We start from the raw sequence: 16,192 nt of genomic DNA, 5'->3' as shown, positions 1-16,192 counted from the left end.
CGATGACGTTGGGCATCCTGCTGGCGCTGGCGGTGCTGATCCCCATCCATGAATGGGGCCACTACCGCGTGGCCCGGGCGTGTGGGGTCAAGGTGCTGCGTTTCTCGATCGGTTTCGGCCCGGTGCTTTGGCGTCGTATCGGCCGCGGCGGCACCGAGTTCGCGCTCAGCGCCATCCCGCTGGGCGGGTATGTGCTGATGCTGGACGAGCGCAACGCGCCCGTAGCGCCGCACGAGCGCGAGCAGGCCTTCAATCAGCGCCCGCTGCGCCAGCGCGCCGCCATCATTGCGGCCGGGCCGTTGACCAACTGGCTGCTGGCGATCGTGCTGTTCGCCGTGGTGGCCTGGATGGGCATCGACCAGCCCAAGGCCTTGCTCGGTACCCCGACCAGCGGCTCCTTGGCGGAGCGAGCTGGTCTGCGTGCGGGTGACACCGTGCTGGCTGCCTCCGACACGGAAGGAGAGTGGCAGCCCGTCCGGTCACTGCCCGACCTGCAGGCGGCGATGCTGCGCGCCCAGGTGCTGGGCGAAAGCCTGCACCTGTCGGTCAGTGACGCCCATGGCCGTTCGCCGCGCAGCGTGCGCCTCGAGACCGAGCGCCTGGTGGGCCGCGCGCCGGATGCGCAGCTGATTGCGGACATCGGCCTGACGCCGTTTTCGCAGCCGGTGATCAGCCGCGTGGCTGACGGCGGCGCGGGAGCCGCGGACGGCCTGATGGCAGGCGATCGTGTGCTGACCATCGATGGCCGTGCCGTGCCCGACGCTGCCTTCCTGCGCGATGCCATCCGCCTGGCGCGCGATGGCGACACGCCGCGCACCATGCAATGGCGGATCGAGCGAGCCGGCCAGGTGCTGGAATTGGCAACGACGCCGCGCCTGGTGCAGGAGGCGGGCCAGCGCGTGGCGCGGCTGGGCATTGGCGTGGGGTCGCCGCTGGAGCGCGTGAGCATCAGCTACGGGTTGGTCGACGGCCTGTGGCAGGGCGTGACGCAGAGCTGGGACATGGCGGTCACCACCGTCCGGATGCTGGGCCGCATGCTGACCGGCCAGGCCTCGTTGAAGCTGCTCAGCGGGCCGCTCACCATGGCCGAGGCGATCGGCGATGCCGCCAAGGCCGGGCCCAGTTACTACCTGGAACGGCTTGCGCAGATCTCGCTCGGCCTGGCGATTCTGAACCTGCTGCCGCTGCCGATGCTCGACGGCGGGCACCTCATGTATCATCTTTTCGAGGGTTTGAGTGGCCGCCCCGTCTCCGAATGGTGGCAACGGCAACTGCAGCGCGCTGGCGCGCTGATCCTGATGCTGATGATGGCCTTGGCCCTTTCCAACGACGTCGCCCGCCTCGCGGGCTGGCACTGACACTCCCCGGTTCCCATGTCCTTTCCTTTCAGTTCGGGAGCGAAGCGTCGCCCCTTCCGCCTCGGCTTGCTGGCTTTGGCTGTCACGGGGATGTTCCAGTCGGGGCTAGCCTGGGCGGCAGATCCCTTCGTGCTGAAGGACATCCGCGTCGAAGGCCTGCAACGGACCGACCCGGGCACCGTGTTCGCGTCGCTGCCCTTTCGCATCGGCGACACCTACAACGATGAAAAAGGCGCTGCCGCGCTGCGTGCCCTGTTCGCCACGGGCCTGTTCAAGGACGTGCGCATCAGCATCGACGGCAATGCCGTCGTCGTCATCATCGACGAGCGGCCCATCATCGCCAACGTCAACTTCGTCGGCCTGAAGGAGTTCGACACCGAGGCGCTGACCAAGTCGCTGAAGGACGTCGGCATCGGCGAAGGCAAGCCCTTCGACAAGGCCTTGGCCGACCGTGCCGAGCAGGAGCTCAAGCGCCAGTACCTCACGCGCAGCCTCTACGGTGCCGAGGTCACGACGACGATCACGCCCATCGAGCGCAACCGCGTCAACGTCAGCTTCAATGTGACGGAGGGCGAGCCGGCCAAGATCGCCGAGATCCGGATTCTGGGCTCCAAGGTGTTCTCCGAAAGCACGTTGATGGGCCTGCTCGAGCAGACCACTACCGGCTGGTTGACCTGGTACACCAAGACCGACCGCTATTCGCGGGCCAAGCTGAACGCGGACCTGGAAACCATCCGCAGCTATTACCTGAACCGCGGCTACCTGGAGTTCGCCGTCACCTCCACGCAGGTGACGATCTCGCCGGACAAGCAGAGCATCAGCATCGCCATCACGGTCAGCGAAGGCCAGCCCTACACCGTCACGGGCGTCAAGCTCGAGGGTGATTACCTGGGCCGCGAGGAGGACTTCAAGCACCTCGTCTTCCTCAAGCCCGGCCAGGCCTACCAGGGCGAAGCGGTGGCCAACACCACGCGCGCCTTCAGCGACCTGTTCGGCACCTATGGCTATGCCTTCGCCCGCGTCGACAGCCGCCCCGACATCAACCGCGAGACCGGCCAGGTCGTCGTCACCTTCGTCGCCGAGCCGCAGCGCCGCGTCTACGTGCGCAAGGTCATCATCTCCGGCAACTCGCGCACCCGTGACGAAGTCATCCGCCGCGAATTCCGCCAGTTCGAGGCGGCCTGGTACGACGGCCAGAAGATCAAGTCCTCGCGTGATCGCGTCGAGCGCCTGGGTTACTTCAAGGACAAGGAAGTCAGCATCGACACCCAGGAGGTGCCGGGCGCCCAGGATCAGGTCGACGTCATCCTGACCGTCGTCGAGCGCCCCACCGGCGCCATCACGGTCGGTGCGGGCTACTCCAGCCAGACCAAGCTGTCCTTCACCGGCTCCATCCGCCAGGACAACGTGTTCGGCTCGGGCAACTACCTCGGCATCGACTTGGCCACCGCCCGCACGGGCCGCCAGGTGCAGGTCAGCACGGTCGACCCCTACTTCACGGTCGACGGTGTGTCGCGCTCGCTCGATGTGTTCTATAGGACCACGCGCCCGATCAACACGCTGGGCGAGGAATACCAGTACGTCACCAAGGGCGGTGCCATCCGCTTTGGCGTGCCCTTCTCGGAAATCGACACCGTCTTCTTTGGCCTTGGCTACGAGCAGACCGACATCACGACGTCCAAGGGTCTGCCCAACAGCTATCTGCTGTTCGTCAACCAGTTCGGCCAGCGCAGCAATTCCATCCCATTCACCATCGGCTGGCAGCGTGACAGCCGCGACAGCGTCATCTCTCCGCTCAAGGGCAAGTACCAGCGCGTCAACGTCGAGACCAGCGCCATCGGCGACGCCCGGTTCGCGCGTATCAACCTGCAGTACCAGCAGTATTTCGAGGTCACGAACAAGATCACGCTGGGCATCAACAGCGAACTGGGTTGGGGCGTGGGCCTGGGCGGCAAGCCCTATCCCATCTTCAAGAACTTCTACGGCGGTGGCCTGGGCTCCGTGCGCGTCTTCGAGGCCGGCTCGCTGGGCCCTGTGGACCCGACCGGCTCCTACATCGGCGGCAACCGGCGCTTCAACACCAATGCCGAGCTCTACCTGCCGGTGCCCGGCAGCGGCAACGACAAGAGCTTCCGCATCTTCGGCTTCGCTGACCTCGGTGGTGTCTGGGGGCCGGACGCCAAGCTCAACTGGAACACGCTGACCAACGGCAAGGACAATGAGGGCCGCGACATGCTGCGCATGTCCGCCGGTATCGGCCTGTCCTGGATTTCGCCGATGGGCCCGCTGCGGCTGAGTTACGGCAAGCCCGTTCGCAAGGCGCGGACGGATAGAATCGAAAAATTCCAATTCCAGATCGGGACTGCATTCTGATGATGAGCAAGCTCTTGCAATCGATGGCCCTGGCCGCATCGATGATGGTGGCCACCACGGTGGTGCAAGCCCAGGAACTGAAGATCGGCTACGTCAACAGCGAGCGCGTGCTGCGCGAGGCCAACTTGGCCAAGGCAGCCCAGGTCAAGCTGGAGACTGAGTTTGGCAAGCGCGAGAAAGACCTGCGCGATCTGGAGACCAAGCTGCGTGGCGCTGCCGAGAAGCTGGAAAAGGACGCGCCCACGCTGTCCGAAGCTGAGCGCAACCGCCGCCAGCGCGACATCGTCGAGCAGGAGCGTGACTTGCAGCGCAAGCGCCGCGAGTGGCAGGAAGACCTGACCCAACGCAAGAACGAGGAGCTGTCGGCCGTGGTCGAGCGCGCCAACAAGGTCATCAAGCAGATCTTCGATGCCGAGAAGTACGACCTCATCCTGCAGGACGCGATCCACTTCAGCGCGCGTGTCGACATCACCAAGAAGGTGATCGACGCGCTGAACGCGCAGAAGTAAGTCGCCAGTTCCATGAGCTCGACGACCGTCGCGCTCTCCGAGTTGATCGCCGCCTTGGGCGGCGATTTGCTTGGTGGGCCCGACATGCGCATCACGCGTATCGCGCCGCTTGACGAGGCTGACGACACGAGCATCAGCTTCCTCGCCAACCCGCGTTACCAGGCCCAGCTGGCCACCACGGCGGCCGCCTGCGTCATCGTTGCGCCGGCTTTTGCCGAGGTGGCGTCAGCGCGTGGCGCGGCCATCGTTACGCCCGATCCCTATCAGTACTTTGCGCGGCTGACGCAGTGGTGGGCAGCGCGCACGCGCCCGGCCCCGAAGGCCGGCGTGCACGCCAGCGCCGTGGTGTCACCCGATGCAAAGCTGGGGCAGGGCGTCGAGATCGGTCCGCTGGCCGTCATCGAGGCTGGTGCCGTCATCGGCGACCACGCCCGCATCGGCGCTCACTGCGTCGTCGAGCGCGAGGCGGTCGTGGGCGCGCACACACGGCTGGCGCCGCGCGTCGTGCTGGGCTATGGCTGCCGGATCGGCGTGCGTGGCCTCGTGCACGGCGGCGTGGTCATCGGCGCCGACGGTTTCGGCTTCGCGCCCAGCAAGAGCGGCTACGTGAAGATCGAGCAGCTCGGCAATGTCGCCATCGGCGATGACGTCGAGATCGGCGCCAACACCTGCATCGACCGCGGCGCGCTGGCCGACACCGTCATCGAAGACGGCGTCAAGCTCGACAACCTGATCCAGATCGCCCACAACGTGCACATCGGTCGCAACACGGCCATGGCCGGCTGTTCGGCCGTTGCCGGCTCGACAAAGATCGGTGCCAACTGCACCATTGGCGGCGCGGCCAACATCATCGGCCACCTGACCATCGTCGACGGCGTGCACATCTCCGCCGCCACCACCGTCACCCGCAGCATCACCGAGCCGGGCGTCTACAGCGGCCCCTATCCCTTCGAAGAGAATTCGAGCTGGCAGAAGAACGCGGCCACCTTGCGACAGCTCAGCACCCTGCGCGAGCGCGTGCGCGCGCTGGAGAAGAAATAAATGAACGAACCGACCCAGACCTCGACCCAGACTCAGGCCATCGTCCCGACGACGATGGACATCCACGAAATCCTCAAGCGCCTGCCGCACCGCTACCCCATCCTGCTGGTGGACCGCGTCGTCGAGCTGATCAAGGGCGAGCGCATCCGCGCCATCAAGAACGTCTCGATCAACGAGCCCTTCTTCCTCGGGCACTTCCCGCACCGCCCGGTCATGCCGGGCGTGTTGGTGCTGGAAGCGCTGGCCCAGGCCGCGACGCTGCTGGCCATCGAGACCGTGGGCATCGTGCTGGACGAGAAGTCGGTCGTCTACTTCGCCGGTATCGACGGCGCCCGCTTCAAGCGCCCGGTGGAGCCAGGCGACCAGCTGGTGCTGGAAGTGACGCTGGGCCGCGCCAAGGCCGGCATCTACAAGTTCAATGCCCGTGCTCTGGTGGGCGGGCAGTTGGCCGCCGAAGCTGAACTGATGTGCACCATGCGCCGCATCGAAGCCTGAGCCTTTCAACGATGGCCATCCACCCCACCGCCATCGTCGACCCCGCCGCCGAGTTGGACTCGTCGGTCGAGGTCGGTGCCTATTCGCTGATCGGCCCGCACGTGAAGATCGGCGCCGGCACCAAGGTCGGCCCGCATGTCGTCATCGAAGGCCACACGACCATCGGCCGCGACAACACCTTCTTCCAGTTCAGCTCCATCGGTGCTGCCAACCAGGACAAGAAGTACGCGGGCGAGCCGACGAAGCTGGTCATCGGCGACCGCAACACGGTGCGCGAGTTCTGCACGCTGAACATCGGCACCGTGCAGGACCGCGGCGAGACGACGGTCGGCAACGACAACTGGATCATGGCCTACTGCCACCTGGCCCATGACGTCGTCGTCGGCAACGAGTGCGTGCTGGCCAATAACGCCACGCTTGCGGGCCATGTACAGGTGGGCGACTGGGTCACCATTGGCGGCCTGACCGGCGTGCTGCAGCGCATGCGCATCGGCGACCACGCCATGATCGGCTTCCAGGCCCATGTGGCCCAGGACGTGCCGCCCTTCATGACCGTGGACGGCAATCCGCTCGCGGCGCGTGCGGTCAACATCGTCGGCCTGAAGCGGCGCGACTTCAGCAGCGAGCGCATCGGCGTCATCCGCCAGATCTACAAGCTGCTCTACCGCAGCGGCCACACGCTGGATGAGGCCAAGGCCGGCATTGCAGCGCTGCGTGGCACGGAAGCGGGCGCGGCAGATGGTGACATCGACCTGATGCTGAACTTCCTCGCCGCCTCCACGCGCGGCATTGTTCGGTAGCCCAATGCAGACCGCGCCCCGCCTCGGCATGGTGGCCGGCGAGGCCAGCGGTGATCTGCTGGCCGGCCTGCTGCTGCAGGGTCTGCGTGCCCGCTGGCCGGCGCTGACAGCGCAGGGCATCGGTGGGCCGAAGATGATCGCCCAGGGCTTCGAGACCTGGTGGCCGCACAGCAAGCTCTCCATCTTTGGCTATGTCGACGCGCTGCTGAACATCCGCGAGCTGCTGTCCATCCGCAAACAACTGGGCATACGCCTCATCTCGAACCGGCCCGATGTCTTTATCGGCGTTGACGCGCCCGACTTCAACTTCGGCCTGGAAACGCGGCTGCGCGAGGCCGGCATCAAGACGGTCCACTTCGTCTGCCCGTCCATCTGGGCCTGGCGGCCGGAGCGGGTCGTGAAGATCAAGGCGGCGGCCGATCACGTGCTGTGCCTTTTCCCCTTCGAGCCTGAGATCCTGCACAAGGCTGGCATCGGCGCAACCTACGTGGGCCATCCTTTGGCGGATGCGATTCCGATGGAGCCACCACGCGCCGCAGCGCGTGAGGCGCTGGACCTGGCCGAAGCCGACACCGTCATTGCCCTGCTGCCTGGTAGTCGCAAGAGCGAGATCAACTACATTGCGCCGGCGCTGATCGGTGCGGCGAAGCTGCTCGCCGGGCCCGGCCGCCGCTTTGTCATGCCCGTCGTGCCGGGCCTGCGCGGTCTCATCGAGCCCATGCTGACGGGGGTCGACATCCAGCTCATCGACGGCCAGTCCCACACGGCCCTGGCGGCCTGCGACCTGACGCTGCTGGCCAGCGGCACCGCCACGCTGGAGGCGGCCCTGTTCAAGCGTCCCATGGTCATCGCCTACCGCATGAACGCGCTGAACTGGTGGCGCATGAAGGGCCGCGGCCTGCAGCCCTGGGTGGGCCTGCCCAACATCCTGGCGCGCGAGTTCCTGGTGCCTGAATTGATCCAGGACGCCTGCACACCCGACAACCTGGCGCGGGAGGCGGAAGGCCTGCTTGCCGATGCAGCGCGCCGTGCCGCCCTGCACGAGCGCTTTGTCCAACTTCACGAGCTGCTGCGGCAAGACACCGCGCAGCGTGCCAGCGATGCCATCGCGACGCTCATCCAAGCCTGAACAGGTGTCCCTCGACTGGACACCGCCCGGCCTCGTCGCCGGCGTGGACGAGGCCGGACGCGGGCCGCTCGCGGGCCCGGTGTTCGCGGCGGCCGTCATTCTGGACGACCTGCAGCCCATCAAGGGCCTGGCCGACTCCAAGGTGCTGACACCGGCCAAGCGCGCGCGGCTGTACGACGAGATCCGTGCCAAGGCGCTGTGCTGCTGCATCGCGCATGCGACGCACGAAGAGATCGACCGCATCAACATCCTGCAGGCCACGATGCTGGCGATGCAGCGCGCGGTGACGGGCCTGCGGCTCAAGCCAGCGCTTGTGCGCATCGACGGCAACCGGTTGCCGGTGCTGGCCGTACCGGCAGAGGCCATCGTGCAGGGCGACGCCACCGTGCAGGCCATCTCGGCTGCAAGCATCCTCGCCAAGGTGGCGCGGGACCTCTTTTGCGAGCAGATGCATGCCAGCCACCCGCAATACGGCTTCGCCGCGCACAAGGGCTATGGCACGCCGGAGCACCTGGCGGCACTGAAGGCGCACGGCGCCAGCCCTTGGCACCGCCGCAGCTTCGCGCCGGTGCGCGAGGTCTGCATTGACGTGACGATCAATCCGCTGGCATGAAGCTGGACCACATCACCTCGCGCGACAACCCGGCGCTGGTTCGGCTGCGAAAGCTGACGGCGGACGCCAATGGCTACCGCAAGACCGGCAGCGTCTGGATCGAGGGCGACCACCTGCTGCGTGCGGCCCTGCAACGCGGCTGGCAGCCGGCCCTGGTCGTGCTGACGGAAACAGCGATGCAGGAGGCTGCCCTGGCCGCGTTGGCCGAATCCGCACCGCGCGCTCTGGTCGTGCCGGTGGCGCTGTTCAAGGGCCTGAGCGGCCTGGAATCGCCGGCGCAGATCGGCGCCGAGCTGACGCTGCCCGCGGCCTCCCAGATCGACGCCAATGCCGCCAGCGTGGTGCTGGACCGCCTGCAGGACGCCGGCAACGTCGGCGCCATCCTGCGCAGCGCGGCGGCCTTTGGCGTGCGCCAGGTGCTGGCCCTCAAAGGCACTGCGGCGCTGTGGTCGCCCAAGGTCGTGCGCGCAGGGCAGGGCGCCCATTTCGGCCTGCGCCTCGTTGAAGGCCTGGCGGCCGATGACCTCGCGGCGCTGCATGTGCCCATGATCGCGACCAGTTCCCACACCGAGCATGTGCTGCATCGCGTCGCCTTGCCCTCGCCTTGTGCCTGGGTCATGGGCCACGAAGGCCAGGGCGTGTCGCCCGAGCTGATGGCCCGCTGCGCGCTGACCGTGGGCATCCCGCAGCCAGGCGGTGAAGAGTCGCTCAATGTGGCGGCGGCGGCGGCGATCTGCTTGTACGAGAGCGAACGGCAGAAGGGCTGAGAACGCGCGGAAGCTTTGCCTTGTGCCGGGAGCCACTGGGCTGACCCCTCGATTGCCGCTTGCAATCGAGAATGATTCTCATTACAGTGACTTGATGCTCACTGATTCCTATCCGCCAAAGCCTGCGGCACAGCCGGAAGCTGTGATCCTGGGCAGAGGCCAGGCCCGCCAGATCGACAGCGCCACGCTGCTCGGCCCCATGGGCGAAGTCTTCATCGTGCATCAACAGCAGGTCTACCGCCTGCGCATCACGTCCCAGGGCAAGTTGATCCTGACCAAATAGCCCTCGCTCGTCATACCGCGCCAGCCAGCCGTCGCCCGCCCGCGCTTCTCCCCTGGAGACTCCCGAATGGCCGACACCTGCTGCGCTGTGCATGCCGCGCTCCCCTCCCTCACCGGCTCGCGCCGGCGCCGCCTGTGGGAGCTGGGCAGCCATGCCCACTGCCCCGTCATCGGCGTCTGCGTGCCGCTGGAACGCGTGCGCATCCTGGCCAGGAAGCTACTGGTGCTGCAGGGCGACGAGGACGACTACACGCTGCATTGCAGGCTCGTCACTGCAGCCGCGCGCCGCAACGCGGTGTCCGAGTCGTTGCAAAAGGATCTGGAGCAGCGCTTCGCGCTCGACGTGCGCAACGCCGCCCAGGCCAAATGCCGCGAAAGCCTGATGAGCTGGTGGCGCAACCGCGCCGTCCAGGGCGAAATTGCCGGCGCGCTGTGGGCCACGCTGACGCACGCACGGTGCGACGAATGGCTGGAGATGCGCGTGCTGGGCCAGGTGCACATGCTGCAGCACCAGGTCGGCGCCGCGCAGCGCATGGACTTGGCTGCCCACCGTGAGCTGTCTGCCGAACATCAGGCGCTGGCGCGCGATTACGCCGAGGTGCAGCAGCGCGTGACTGGTTGGAGCCTGGAGCGCGCCCGCGAGCAGCAGGCCTGGGAGCAGGAGCGCATGCAGTTCCGCGCCACGCAGATCAGCCTGCAGACCCAACTCGCCCAGGCGCAGGGGCAACTGCAGCATTGGCAGGCCGCGCGCCCCGATCTGCCCGAACGCGAGGCCCTGCGCGAGCGCCTGGCCGAACAGTTGGAGCGCAACCTGGCGCTGCAACGCGAGGTCAACCGACTCGCGTCGCGCACACCGGCGGTGGCGGATGCCGCCGAACCCGCCGCCGCATGGGTCGAACAAGAGGTCCGCGTTGAGACCGTGAAGCTGGAGCACCGGGTCGTGCTCTGCGTCGGTGGCCGCAGCGGCAGCGTGCCCCAGTACCGTCAGGCCGTGGAGGGCTGTGGCGCGCAGTTTCTTCACCACGACGGCGGCAGCGAGCACAAGCCAGCCCAGCTGGAGCCCCAGCTCGCCGCGGCCGATCTCGTCATCTGCCAGACGGGTTGCATCAGCCATGACGCCTATTGGCGCGTGAAGGACCATTGCAAGCGGCACGGCAAGCGTTGCGTCTTCGTCGAGACGCCCAGCCGCAGCGCGTTTGAGCGCGCGCTGGCCCTGGCGGCGGCCGAAGAAGGGGCAAATACGGCGGTCTGAGGGGAAGCCCCCAGCGGGCGGGCAAACTGCCTGCCGCAAACTGCAATTGTTTGCAGCCGGAGACTGTCAATGCCCCCCGTCGCCTCGCCCCACCAGCTCGCGCGCCGCGCCATCGCCCTCGTCCTGGCCGGTGGCCGCGGCTCGCGGCTCAAGCAGTTGACTGATTCGCGCGCCAAGCCGGCCGTCTACTTCGGCGGCAAGTTCCGCATCATCGATTTCGCGCTGAGCAACTGTGTCAACAGCGGCATCCGTCGCATCGGTGTCGTCACGCAGTACAAAAGCCATTCGCTGCTGCGCCACATCCAGCGTGGCTGGAGCTTCCTGCGCGCCGAGCTCAACGAGACGGTCGACCTGATGCCGGCCCAGCAGCGCACCGACGATGAGAGCTGGTACCGCGGCACGGCCGATGCGGTATTCCAGAATCTGGACATCGTGCAGAGCACCGGCGCGGACTACATCGTCGTGCTGGCGGGCGACCACATCTACAAGATGGACTACTCCAGCATGCTGGTGGACCATGTCGCCACAGGGGCGGGTTGCACCGTGGGCTGCATCGAGGTGCCCAAGGGCGAGGCGAGTGCCTTCGGCGTGATGGCCGTGGACGACGAGCGTCGCATCACGGCCTTCAAGGAAAAGCCCGCCGACCCGCCCTGCATCCCGGGCCGCGATGGCGTCTGCCTGGCCAGCATGGGCATCTACATCTTCAACGCCGACTACCTGTACCGGCTTCTGGCCGAAGACCTGGCCGACCCCACCTCCAGCCATGACTTTGGCAAGGACGTGATTCCCAAGGTCGTTACCGAGAACCGCGCCGTGGCTCACCCCTTCGGCATGAGCTGCATCATGAATCCCAACGGTGCCACGCCCTACTGGCGCGACGTCGGCACGCTGGACGCCTTCTGGGCCGCCAACCTCGACCTGGCCTCCATCAGCCCCGAGCTCGACATCTACGACACCGACTGGCCGATCTGGACCTACCAGCGCCAGCTGCCTCCGGCCAAGTTCATTCCCGACCACAACGGCATGCACGGCATGACGGTCAACACCATCGTCAGCGCGGGCTGCATCGTGTCGGGCTCGCATGTCGTGCAGTCGGTGCTGTTCAACAACGTGCGCATCCGCTCCTTCTGCAACATCCACCAGTGCGTGCTGCTGCCCGGCGTCGAGATCGGGCGGCATTGCCGGCTGACCAAGGTCATCGTCGATCGCGGTTGCGAGATCCCCGATGGCCTCGTCGTCGGCGAGGACGCGGTGCTGGATGCCGAACGCTTCGAGCGCACGGAAAACGGCGTCGTGCTGATCACCAAGCAGATGCTGGCCAGGCTGTGACCAGAGTCTTACAGGTCAGCGCGGAGCTGTTCCCGCTGTTGAAGACCGGCGGGCTGGCCGACGTGGCTGGTGCGCTGCCCGCGGCGCTCGCTGCAGCGGGTGCCGAGCCACGGCTGCTGGTGCCGGGGTTCCCGGCCATCCGCGATTCGTTGACCTTGGAATGCGCCGTCGTTCCCGTCGCACTGCCATGGAGCGAAGGAAGGGCGGCGCTGCTGCGCGGGCGGCTGCCGGGCTTCGACATGCCCGTCTACGTGCTGGACGCTCCTGGTCTTTTCGACCGGCCCGGCAACCCTTACGCGGATGAGAGCGGCGTCGCATACGCGGACAACCACCGTCGCTTCGCGCTGCTGGGCCTGGCGGCTGCCCGTCTTGCCGAGGGCGTGGATGCCGCCTGGCGTCCGCAGATCGTGCACGCCCATGACTGGCACGCGGGCCTTGCCTGCGCCCACATCGCCGCCAGCCGCTCGCGCCGCCGCACCGAGGCGCGGACGGTCTTTACCGTGCACAACCTGGCCTACCAGGGCCTGTTCCCGGCCGACCATTTCTGCGATCTCGGCTTGCCACCCCAACACTACGCGGTCGAGGGCGTGGAGTTCTATGGCCAGGTCAGCTTCATGAAGGCCGGCCTGCATTTCGCGGACGCGATCACCACGGTCAGCCCGAGCTATGCACGCGAGATCCAGACGCCCGAGCAGGGCTGTGGTCTGGACGGCCTGCTGCGCCATCGCGCCGAGGTGTTGCACGGCATCCTGAATGGCGTCGACTACGGCGTGTGGTCGCCCGCCCACGACCGCAGCATCGCCCGAGCCTATGACGTCGACAGCGCCGAAGACAAGGCCGTCTGCAAGGCCGCGCTGCAGCGCGAATGTGGGCTGGATGTGAAGGCGCAGGCGCCGTTGTTCGGCGTAGTCAGCCGCCTGACCGAGCAGAAGGGTCTGCCTCTGGTGATCGAGGCGCTGAACGACCTGATCGACGCGGGTGGGCAGCTTGTCATTCTTGGCAGCGGCGACGCCCGCCTTGAAGCAGCGTTTGGCGAAGCCGCCGCCAGGCACCCGGGCCAAATCGCCCGCCGCATCGGCATGGATGAAGGGCTGGCACACCGCATCTATGCCGGCAGCGATGTGATGCTGGTGCCCAGCCGCTTCGAACCTTGTGGCCTCACCCAACTCTATGGCCTGAGCTATGGCACGCTGCCGTTGGTGCACCGCGTCGGTGGGCTGGCCGACACGGTGGTCGACTGCACGCTGGAAGACCTCGATGCCGGCGCCGCCACGGGCTTTGTCTTCAACGCCTTCACGGCCGACGCCTACCGTCGCGCGCTGCGCCGTGCCTTTGCGCTGTGGAGCCGGCAAGAGTGCTGGGGTCGCGTGCGCTTGGCGGCGATGCGACAGCACTTTGACTGGAACGCCGCCGCGCAACGGTATGCGGATGTGTATCGCGGTGTGCTGGGTCATTGATGTGAAACTGGACTGCGCACAGACAAGCGACTTCATGCGAGGCCTGTCCCTGTTTCTCGGGCACCAACTCGACTCAATGACCGGTGATTTCAGGGACGGGAGCGTCACCTGCTTGATCGCCACGACGAGGACACGGCTGCTTGAGCACTGTGAGTCCTATGGCTGGACGGCTGCACATCTTCCAGGCATCAAGCCGACATCTTGCGTCGTGATTCGGAAGCCCAATATGCAACCGGAGTTGTGGGTGCGATCGCGATATCGCGGGTATCGAAAGGCCTTCCGGCTTTTCCTGTCCGAGTGGGGCGGAATCGGCGATGACGGCATCCCGCACAACCTGCAGGTGGATCACCTGCATCCGGCCTCGCGGTTCACGCCCAAGAACGATCACTACTTTGTGCGCCTCGCCCTCATCGAGCGAGGCGTCAATGCGTCGTACGGAGCGGGCTTCGAACGCTTGTTGTATGAGCGTGAGCGTGAGAGAGCGCTTTCCGGTGGCGTGCATATGGATTGGATGGCCTACCTGAAAGTGCGCGGTATTCGTTTGCCTGCCAAAACTGCAGGGAAGGCCGTTTGGAAGGCCTGGTCCTGGCAATGCGCCAAATCACTGGGTCCCGAAGGCTTCGATCCAGTTTTTACATACGTCGGGCTGACGACGATGCTCAACCTGGCCTTTCTGAACATCTGGCGCCCGCTTCCGCCTGACGACGCTTTCAGGCCCGAGGTCGAGGCGCACCCGTCCTATCCTTGCGCGCCTCAACTGGCAGAGGTTTGACGTGGTCGCGAGGTGCCATGGCGCGGCGTGTCACGATGCAGCCATTCCTACCGTCAAATGGCCAGCGCGATGACTCCAACCCCAATCAGCGCGGCGCCGGCGATACGCCAGCCTCGTTCGCCTTCGCCCAACAACTGCCCGCCCAGCAGTGCCGCAAACAGCATAGACACCTCGCGCGCTGGCGCTACGCGTGACAGCGGCGCCTCGCGCATGGCCATCAGCACCAGGATGTAGGCCAGCGGCCCCAGGCCTGCGACGGCAAGCACGCCGCGCCATGAGCGGCGCAGCTCCGGCCAGAAGCTCTGCGGGTTGCGCAGCAGCGTCGGCAGTTGCAGCGGCACGCGCAGCACATTGCCGAAGTAGTCCAGCATCAGCGGCGACACGGCCAGCACCTTGACGGCATAACCGTCCAGCACCGTGTAGCCGGCGATCAGCGTGCCGGTGGCGGCGCCCCAATAGACGCCGCGGCGGCGGCGCATGGCTGCCTCGGCATCGTGGTCCACACCGCGGCCGATCAGGCGCGGCCCCATGGTGATCAGCAGGATGCCGCCGACGACGCCGGCCAGGCCCAGCGCGCCATAGACGCCCAGGTGCTCACCCAGCAACACGACGGCCGCAAGCGCCGACAGGAAAGGGCCGCTGCCGCGTGCGACCGGGTAGACGACGGTGAGGTCGCTGGCCCGGTAGCCAGCGATGAGGCAGTTGAAGTAGCCCAGGTGGACCACGGCGCTGGCGGCGACAAAACCCCAGGCCAGCAGTGACCAGTGCGGCAGCTCATCCAGGCCGACCCAGAGCACAGCAGGCAGCCACAGCACCACCACACCGAGCGCACAGCTGAAGACGAAATGCGTGCCCCCGCCCCACTTCTTGGCGGCGAGGTTCCAGACAGCGTGGAGAAGGGCGGCGGTGAGGACCAGCGCGAGCGCGTGGAGCGGCATCAGTACATCAGCCTGTCCGGGCGGATGTCGCGCAGGATGGTCGTCGCGATCTCTTCGATGGACTTGTGCGTGGACGACAGCCAGGAGATGCCGTCGCGTTTCATCATGGCCTCGGCCTCGTTGACCTCGTAGCGGCAGTTCAGTACGTCGGCATATTTGCTGCCGGGACGGCGCTCGTTGCGGATGGACGAGAGGCGCTCGGGGTCGATGGTCAGGCCGAAGCACTTGCGCTTGTGCGGCAGCAGCGGTGCGGGCAGCTTGCGGCGCTCGAAGTCCTCGGGGATCAGCGGGTAGTTGGCGGCCTTGATGCCATGCTGCATGGCCAGGTACAGCGAAGTCGGCGTCTTGCCCGAGCGCGACACGCCGACGAGGATGACGTCGGCCACGTCGAGGTTGCGCGCCGACTGGCCGTCGTCGTGGGCCAGCGAGAAGTTGATGGCCTCGATGCGGTCGTGGTATTCCTTGCTTTCGGCCACGTCTGAGAAGCGACCCACGCGGTGGTTGCTCTTGATGCCGAACTCGTCTTCCAGCGGCTCGATGAAGGTGCCGAACATGTCCATGACGCGGCCCTGGCAATGCTCGCGCACGATCTTGAGCACGTCGCGGTCCACCAGCGTCGCGAAGACGATGGGCCGCTGGGCCTCGCGCACGGCGACTTCATTGATCTCAGCGACGACGGCGTGCGCCTTCTCGGCCGAGTCGACGAACGGCCGGCGCACATGGCGGGCCTTGATCGAGAACTGGGCGAGGATGGAATTGCCGAAGGTCTCAGCGGTGATGCCGGTGCCGTCAGAGACGAAGTAAACGGTTCTGGCGGTCATGGCGGCATTCCATCGAGTTACGGCGCGGCCATGATAGCCAGCACCCTGCTTTCGCCCTGCAACCTCGGACACATGGATCACATCTTCCAGGTCGTGCGATTGATCTCCTGTGCGGTGGCTTCGTCGCTGCTCACGCGGGCATCGTGCACAGCCAGGGCTCCCTTGGCCTGACCCGCATCAGTCGGCCGTCAACGTTTTCATGCCACCCCGAAAGAGGGGACACGGCGCCGAGAAGGGACTTATTGCACATCCCCCC

The 16,192-nt window shown here is 66.5% G+C and carries 16 protein-coding genes; 14 read left to right on the top strand and 2 right to left on the bottom strand.

Annotation, left to right across the window (positions count from 1 at the left end; genetic code table 11):
• Positions 1-2 precede the first annotated feature (2 nt).
• From rseP to ACXJLH_RS07895, 14 genes are all read left to right on the top strand, one after another.
• Entirely contained in the window at positions 3-1,358 is a 1,356-nt protein-coding gene (rseP, locus tag ACXJLH_RS07960) for an RIP metalloprotease RseP (protein ID WP_157281757.1), read from the top strand.
• 15 nt (positions 1,359-1,373) lie between these two features.
• Positions 1,374-3,731, top strand: a complete 2,358-nt coding sequence (gene bamA / locus ACXJLH_RS07955) for an outer membrane protein assembly factor BamA (RefSeq protein ID WP_056198129.1) — start codon at positions 1,374-1,376, stop codon at positions 3,729-3,731.
• Positions 3,732-3,733: 2 nt separating this feature from the next.
• A complete protein-coding gene (locus ACXJLH_RS07950; RefSeq protein ID WP_394326333.1) occupies positions 3,734-4,240 on the top strand; it encodes an OmpH family outer membrane protein in 507 nt (168 codons plus the stop codon).
• Positions 4,241-4,252: 12 nt separating this feature from the next.
• Positions 4,253-5,281 carry a UDP-3-O-(3-hydroxymyristoyl)glucosamine N-acyltransferase gene (gene lpxD, locus ACXJLH_RS07945; protein WP_457443337.1) on the top strand — a complete coding sequence of 343 codons (1,029 nt, stop codon included), beginning with the start codon at positions 4,253-4,255 and terminating at the stop codon, positions 5,279-5,281.
• Positions 5,282-5,776 (top strand): 3-hydroxyacyl-ACP dehydratase FabZ, encoded by a 495-nt coding sequence (gene fabZ, locus ACXJLH_RS07940; protein WP_457443335.1) that lies wholly within the window; start codon positions 5,282-5,284, stop codon positions 5,774-5,776.
• A gap of 11 nt (positions 5,777-5,787) precedes the next feature.
• Positions 5,788-6,576 (top strand): acyl-ACP--UDP-N-acetylglucosamine O-acyltransferase, encoded by a 789-nt coding sequence (lpxA, locus tag ACXJLH_RS07935; protein WP_056198122.1) that lies wholly within the window; start codon positions 5,788-5,790, stop codon positions 6,574-6,576.
• Positions 6,577-6,580: 4 nt separating this feature from the next.
• Entirely contained in the window at positions 6,581-7,705 is a 1,125-nt protein-coding gene (gene lpxB / locus ACXJLH_RS07930) for a lipid-A-disaccharide synthase (protein WP_056198120.1), read from the top strand.
• Positions 7,677-8,318: a ribonuclease HII gene (rnhB, locus tag ACXJLH_RS07925; protein WP_056198118.1), complete on the top strand. Its 642-nt coding sequence runs from the start codon at positions 7,677-7,679 to the stop codon at positions 8,316-8,318. The genes lpxB and rnhB overlap by 29 nt, the downstream gene beginning before the upstream one ends.
• Positions 8,315-9,085 (top strand): TrmH family RNA methyltransferase, encoded by a 771-nt coding sequence (locus tag ACXJLH_RS07920; RefSeq protein WP_056198116.1) that lies wholly within the window; start codon positions 8,315-8,317, stop codon positions 9,083-9,085. Before rnhB ends, ACXJLH_RS07920 begins: the two co-directional genes overlap by 4 nt.
• Before the next feature lie 94 nt (positions 9,086-9,179).
• The gene (gene hemP / locus ACXJLH_RS07915; RefSeq protein ID WP_056198114.1) at positions 9,180-9,368 is read left to right on the top strand and encodes a hemin uptake protein HemP; all 189 of its coding nucleotides are present in this window, start codon (positions 9,180-9,182) and stop codon (positions 9,366-9,368) included.
• A 66-nt stretch (positions 9,369-9,434) separates the two neighbouring features.
• Complete coding sequence (locus ACXJLH_RS07910) at positions 9,435-10,619, top strand: DUF2325 domain-containing protein (RefSeq protein ID WP_457443332.1); 1,185 nt, start codon at positions 9,435-9,437, stop codon at positions 10,617-10,619.
• Positions 10,620-10,688: 69 nt separating this feature from the next.
• Positions 10,689-11,948: a glucose-1-phosphate adenylyltransferase gene (gene glgC / locus ACXJLH_RS07905; protein WP_457443330.1), complete on the top strand. Its 1,260-nt coding sequence runs from the start codon at positions 10,689-10,691 to the stop codon at positions 11,946-11,948.
• The gene (gene glgA, locus ACXJLH_RS07900) at positions 11,945-13,405 is read left to right on the top strand and encodes a glycogen synthase GlgA (protein WP_056198108.1); all 1,461 of its coding nucleotides are present in this window, start codon (positions 11,945-11,947) and stop codon (positions 13,403-13,405) included. The genes glgC and glgA overlap by 4 nt, the downstream gene beginning before the upstream one ends.
• A 34-nt stretch (positions 13,406-13,439) precedes the next feature.
• Entirely contained in the window at positions 13,440-14,177 is a 738-nt protein-coding gene (locus ACXJLH_RS07895; RefSeq protein WP_157281644.1) for a hypothetical protein, read from the top strand.
• 53 nt (positions 14,178-14,230) lie between these two features.
• On the opposite strand, the gene ACXJLH_RS07890 is transcribed toward ACXJLH_RS07895, so the two are convergent.
• Both ACXJLH_RS07890 and ppsR read right to left on the bottom strand, forming a co-directional pair.
• Entirely contained in the window at positions 14,231-15,115 is an 885-nt protein-coding gene (locus ACXJLH_RS07890) for an EamA family transporter (RefSeq protein WP_457391758.1), read from the bottom strand.
• Positions 15,115-15,936 (bottom strand): posphoenolpyruvate synthetase regulatory kinase/phosphorylase PpsR, encoded by an 822-nt coding sequence (gene ppsR, locus ACXJLH_RS07885; RefSeq protein WP_457349723.1) that lies wholly within the window; start codon positions 15,934-15,936, stop codon positions 15,115-15,117. Before ppsR ends, ACXJLH_RS07890 begins: the two co-directional genes overlap by 1 nt.
• Positions 15,937-16,192 lie beyond the last annotated feature (256 nt).

It is taken from the genome of Roseateles sp. P5_E4 (assembly GCF_054049255.1).
Note: the sequence above shows the minus strand (reverse complement) of the source record. Positions and strands in the feature narration are given on the sequence as shown.

Excerpts from the sequence above, each read along its gene's own strand:
- bamA (WP_056198129.1), top strand. The coding sequence starts at position 1,374 with ATGTCCTTTCCTTTCAGTTCGGGAGCGAAGCGTCGCCCCTTCCGCCTC.
- ACXJLH_RS07910 (WP_457443332.1), top strand. The coding sequence starts at position 9,435 with ATGGCCGACACCTGCTGCGCTGTGCATGCCGCGCTCCCCTCCCTCACC.
- glgC (WP_457443330.1), top strand. The coding sequence starts at position 10,689 with ATGCCCCCCGTCGCCTCGCCCCACCAGCTCGCGCGCCGCGCCATCGCC.
- ACXJLH_RS07895 (WP_157281644.1), top strand. The coding sequence starts at position 13,440 with ATGCGAGGCCTGTCCCTGTTTCTCGGGCACCAACTCGACTCAATGACC.
- fabZ (WP_457443335.1), top strand. The coding sequence starts at position 5,282 with ATGAACGAACCGACCCAGACCTCGACCCAGACTCAGGCCATCGTCCCG.
- lpxA (WP_056198122.1), top strand. The coding sequence starts at position 5,788 with ATGGCCATCCACCCCACCGCCATCGTCGACCCCGCCGCCGAGTTGGAC.
- ACXJLH_RS07890 (WP_457391758.1), bottom strand. The coding sequence starts at position 15,115 with ATGCCGCTCCACGCGCTCGCGCTGGTCCTCACCGCCGCCCTTCTCCAC.
- ACXJLH_RS07920 (WP_056198116.1), top strand. The coding sequence starts at position 8,315 with ATGAAGCTGGACCACATCACCTCGCGCGACAACCCGGCGCTGGTTCGG.
- rnhB (WP_056198118.1), top strand. The coding sequence starts at position 7,677 with ATGCCATCGCGACGCTCATCCAAGCCTGAACAGGTGTCCCTCGACTGG.
- hemP (WP_056198114.1), top strand. The coding sequence starts at position 9,180 with ATGCTCACTGATTCCTATCCGCCAAAGCCTGCGGCACAGCCGGAAGCT.
- ACXJLH_RS07950 (WP_394326333.1), top strand. The coding sequence starts at position 3,734 with ATGAGCAAGCTCTTGCAATCGATGGCCCTGGCCGCATCGATGATGGTG.
- rseP (WP_157281757.1), top strand. The coding sequence starts at position 3 with ATGACGTTGGGCATCCTGCTGGCGCTGGCGGTGCTGATCCCCATCCAT.
- lpxD (WP_457443337.1), top strand. The coding sequence starts at position 4,253 with ATGAGCTCGACGACCGTCGCGCTCTCCGAGTTGATCGCCGCCTTGGGC.
- lpxB (WP_056198120.1), top strand. The coding sequence starts at position 6,581 with ATGCAGACCGCGCCCCGCCTCGGCATGGTGGCCGGCGAGGCCAGCGGT.
- ppsR (WP_457349723.1), bottom strand. The coding sequence starts at position 15,936 with ATGACCGCCAGAACCGTTTACTTCGTCTCTGACGGCACCGGCATCACC.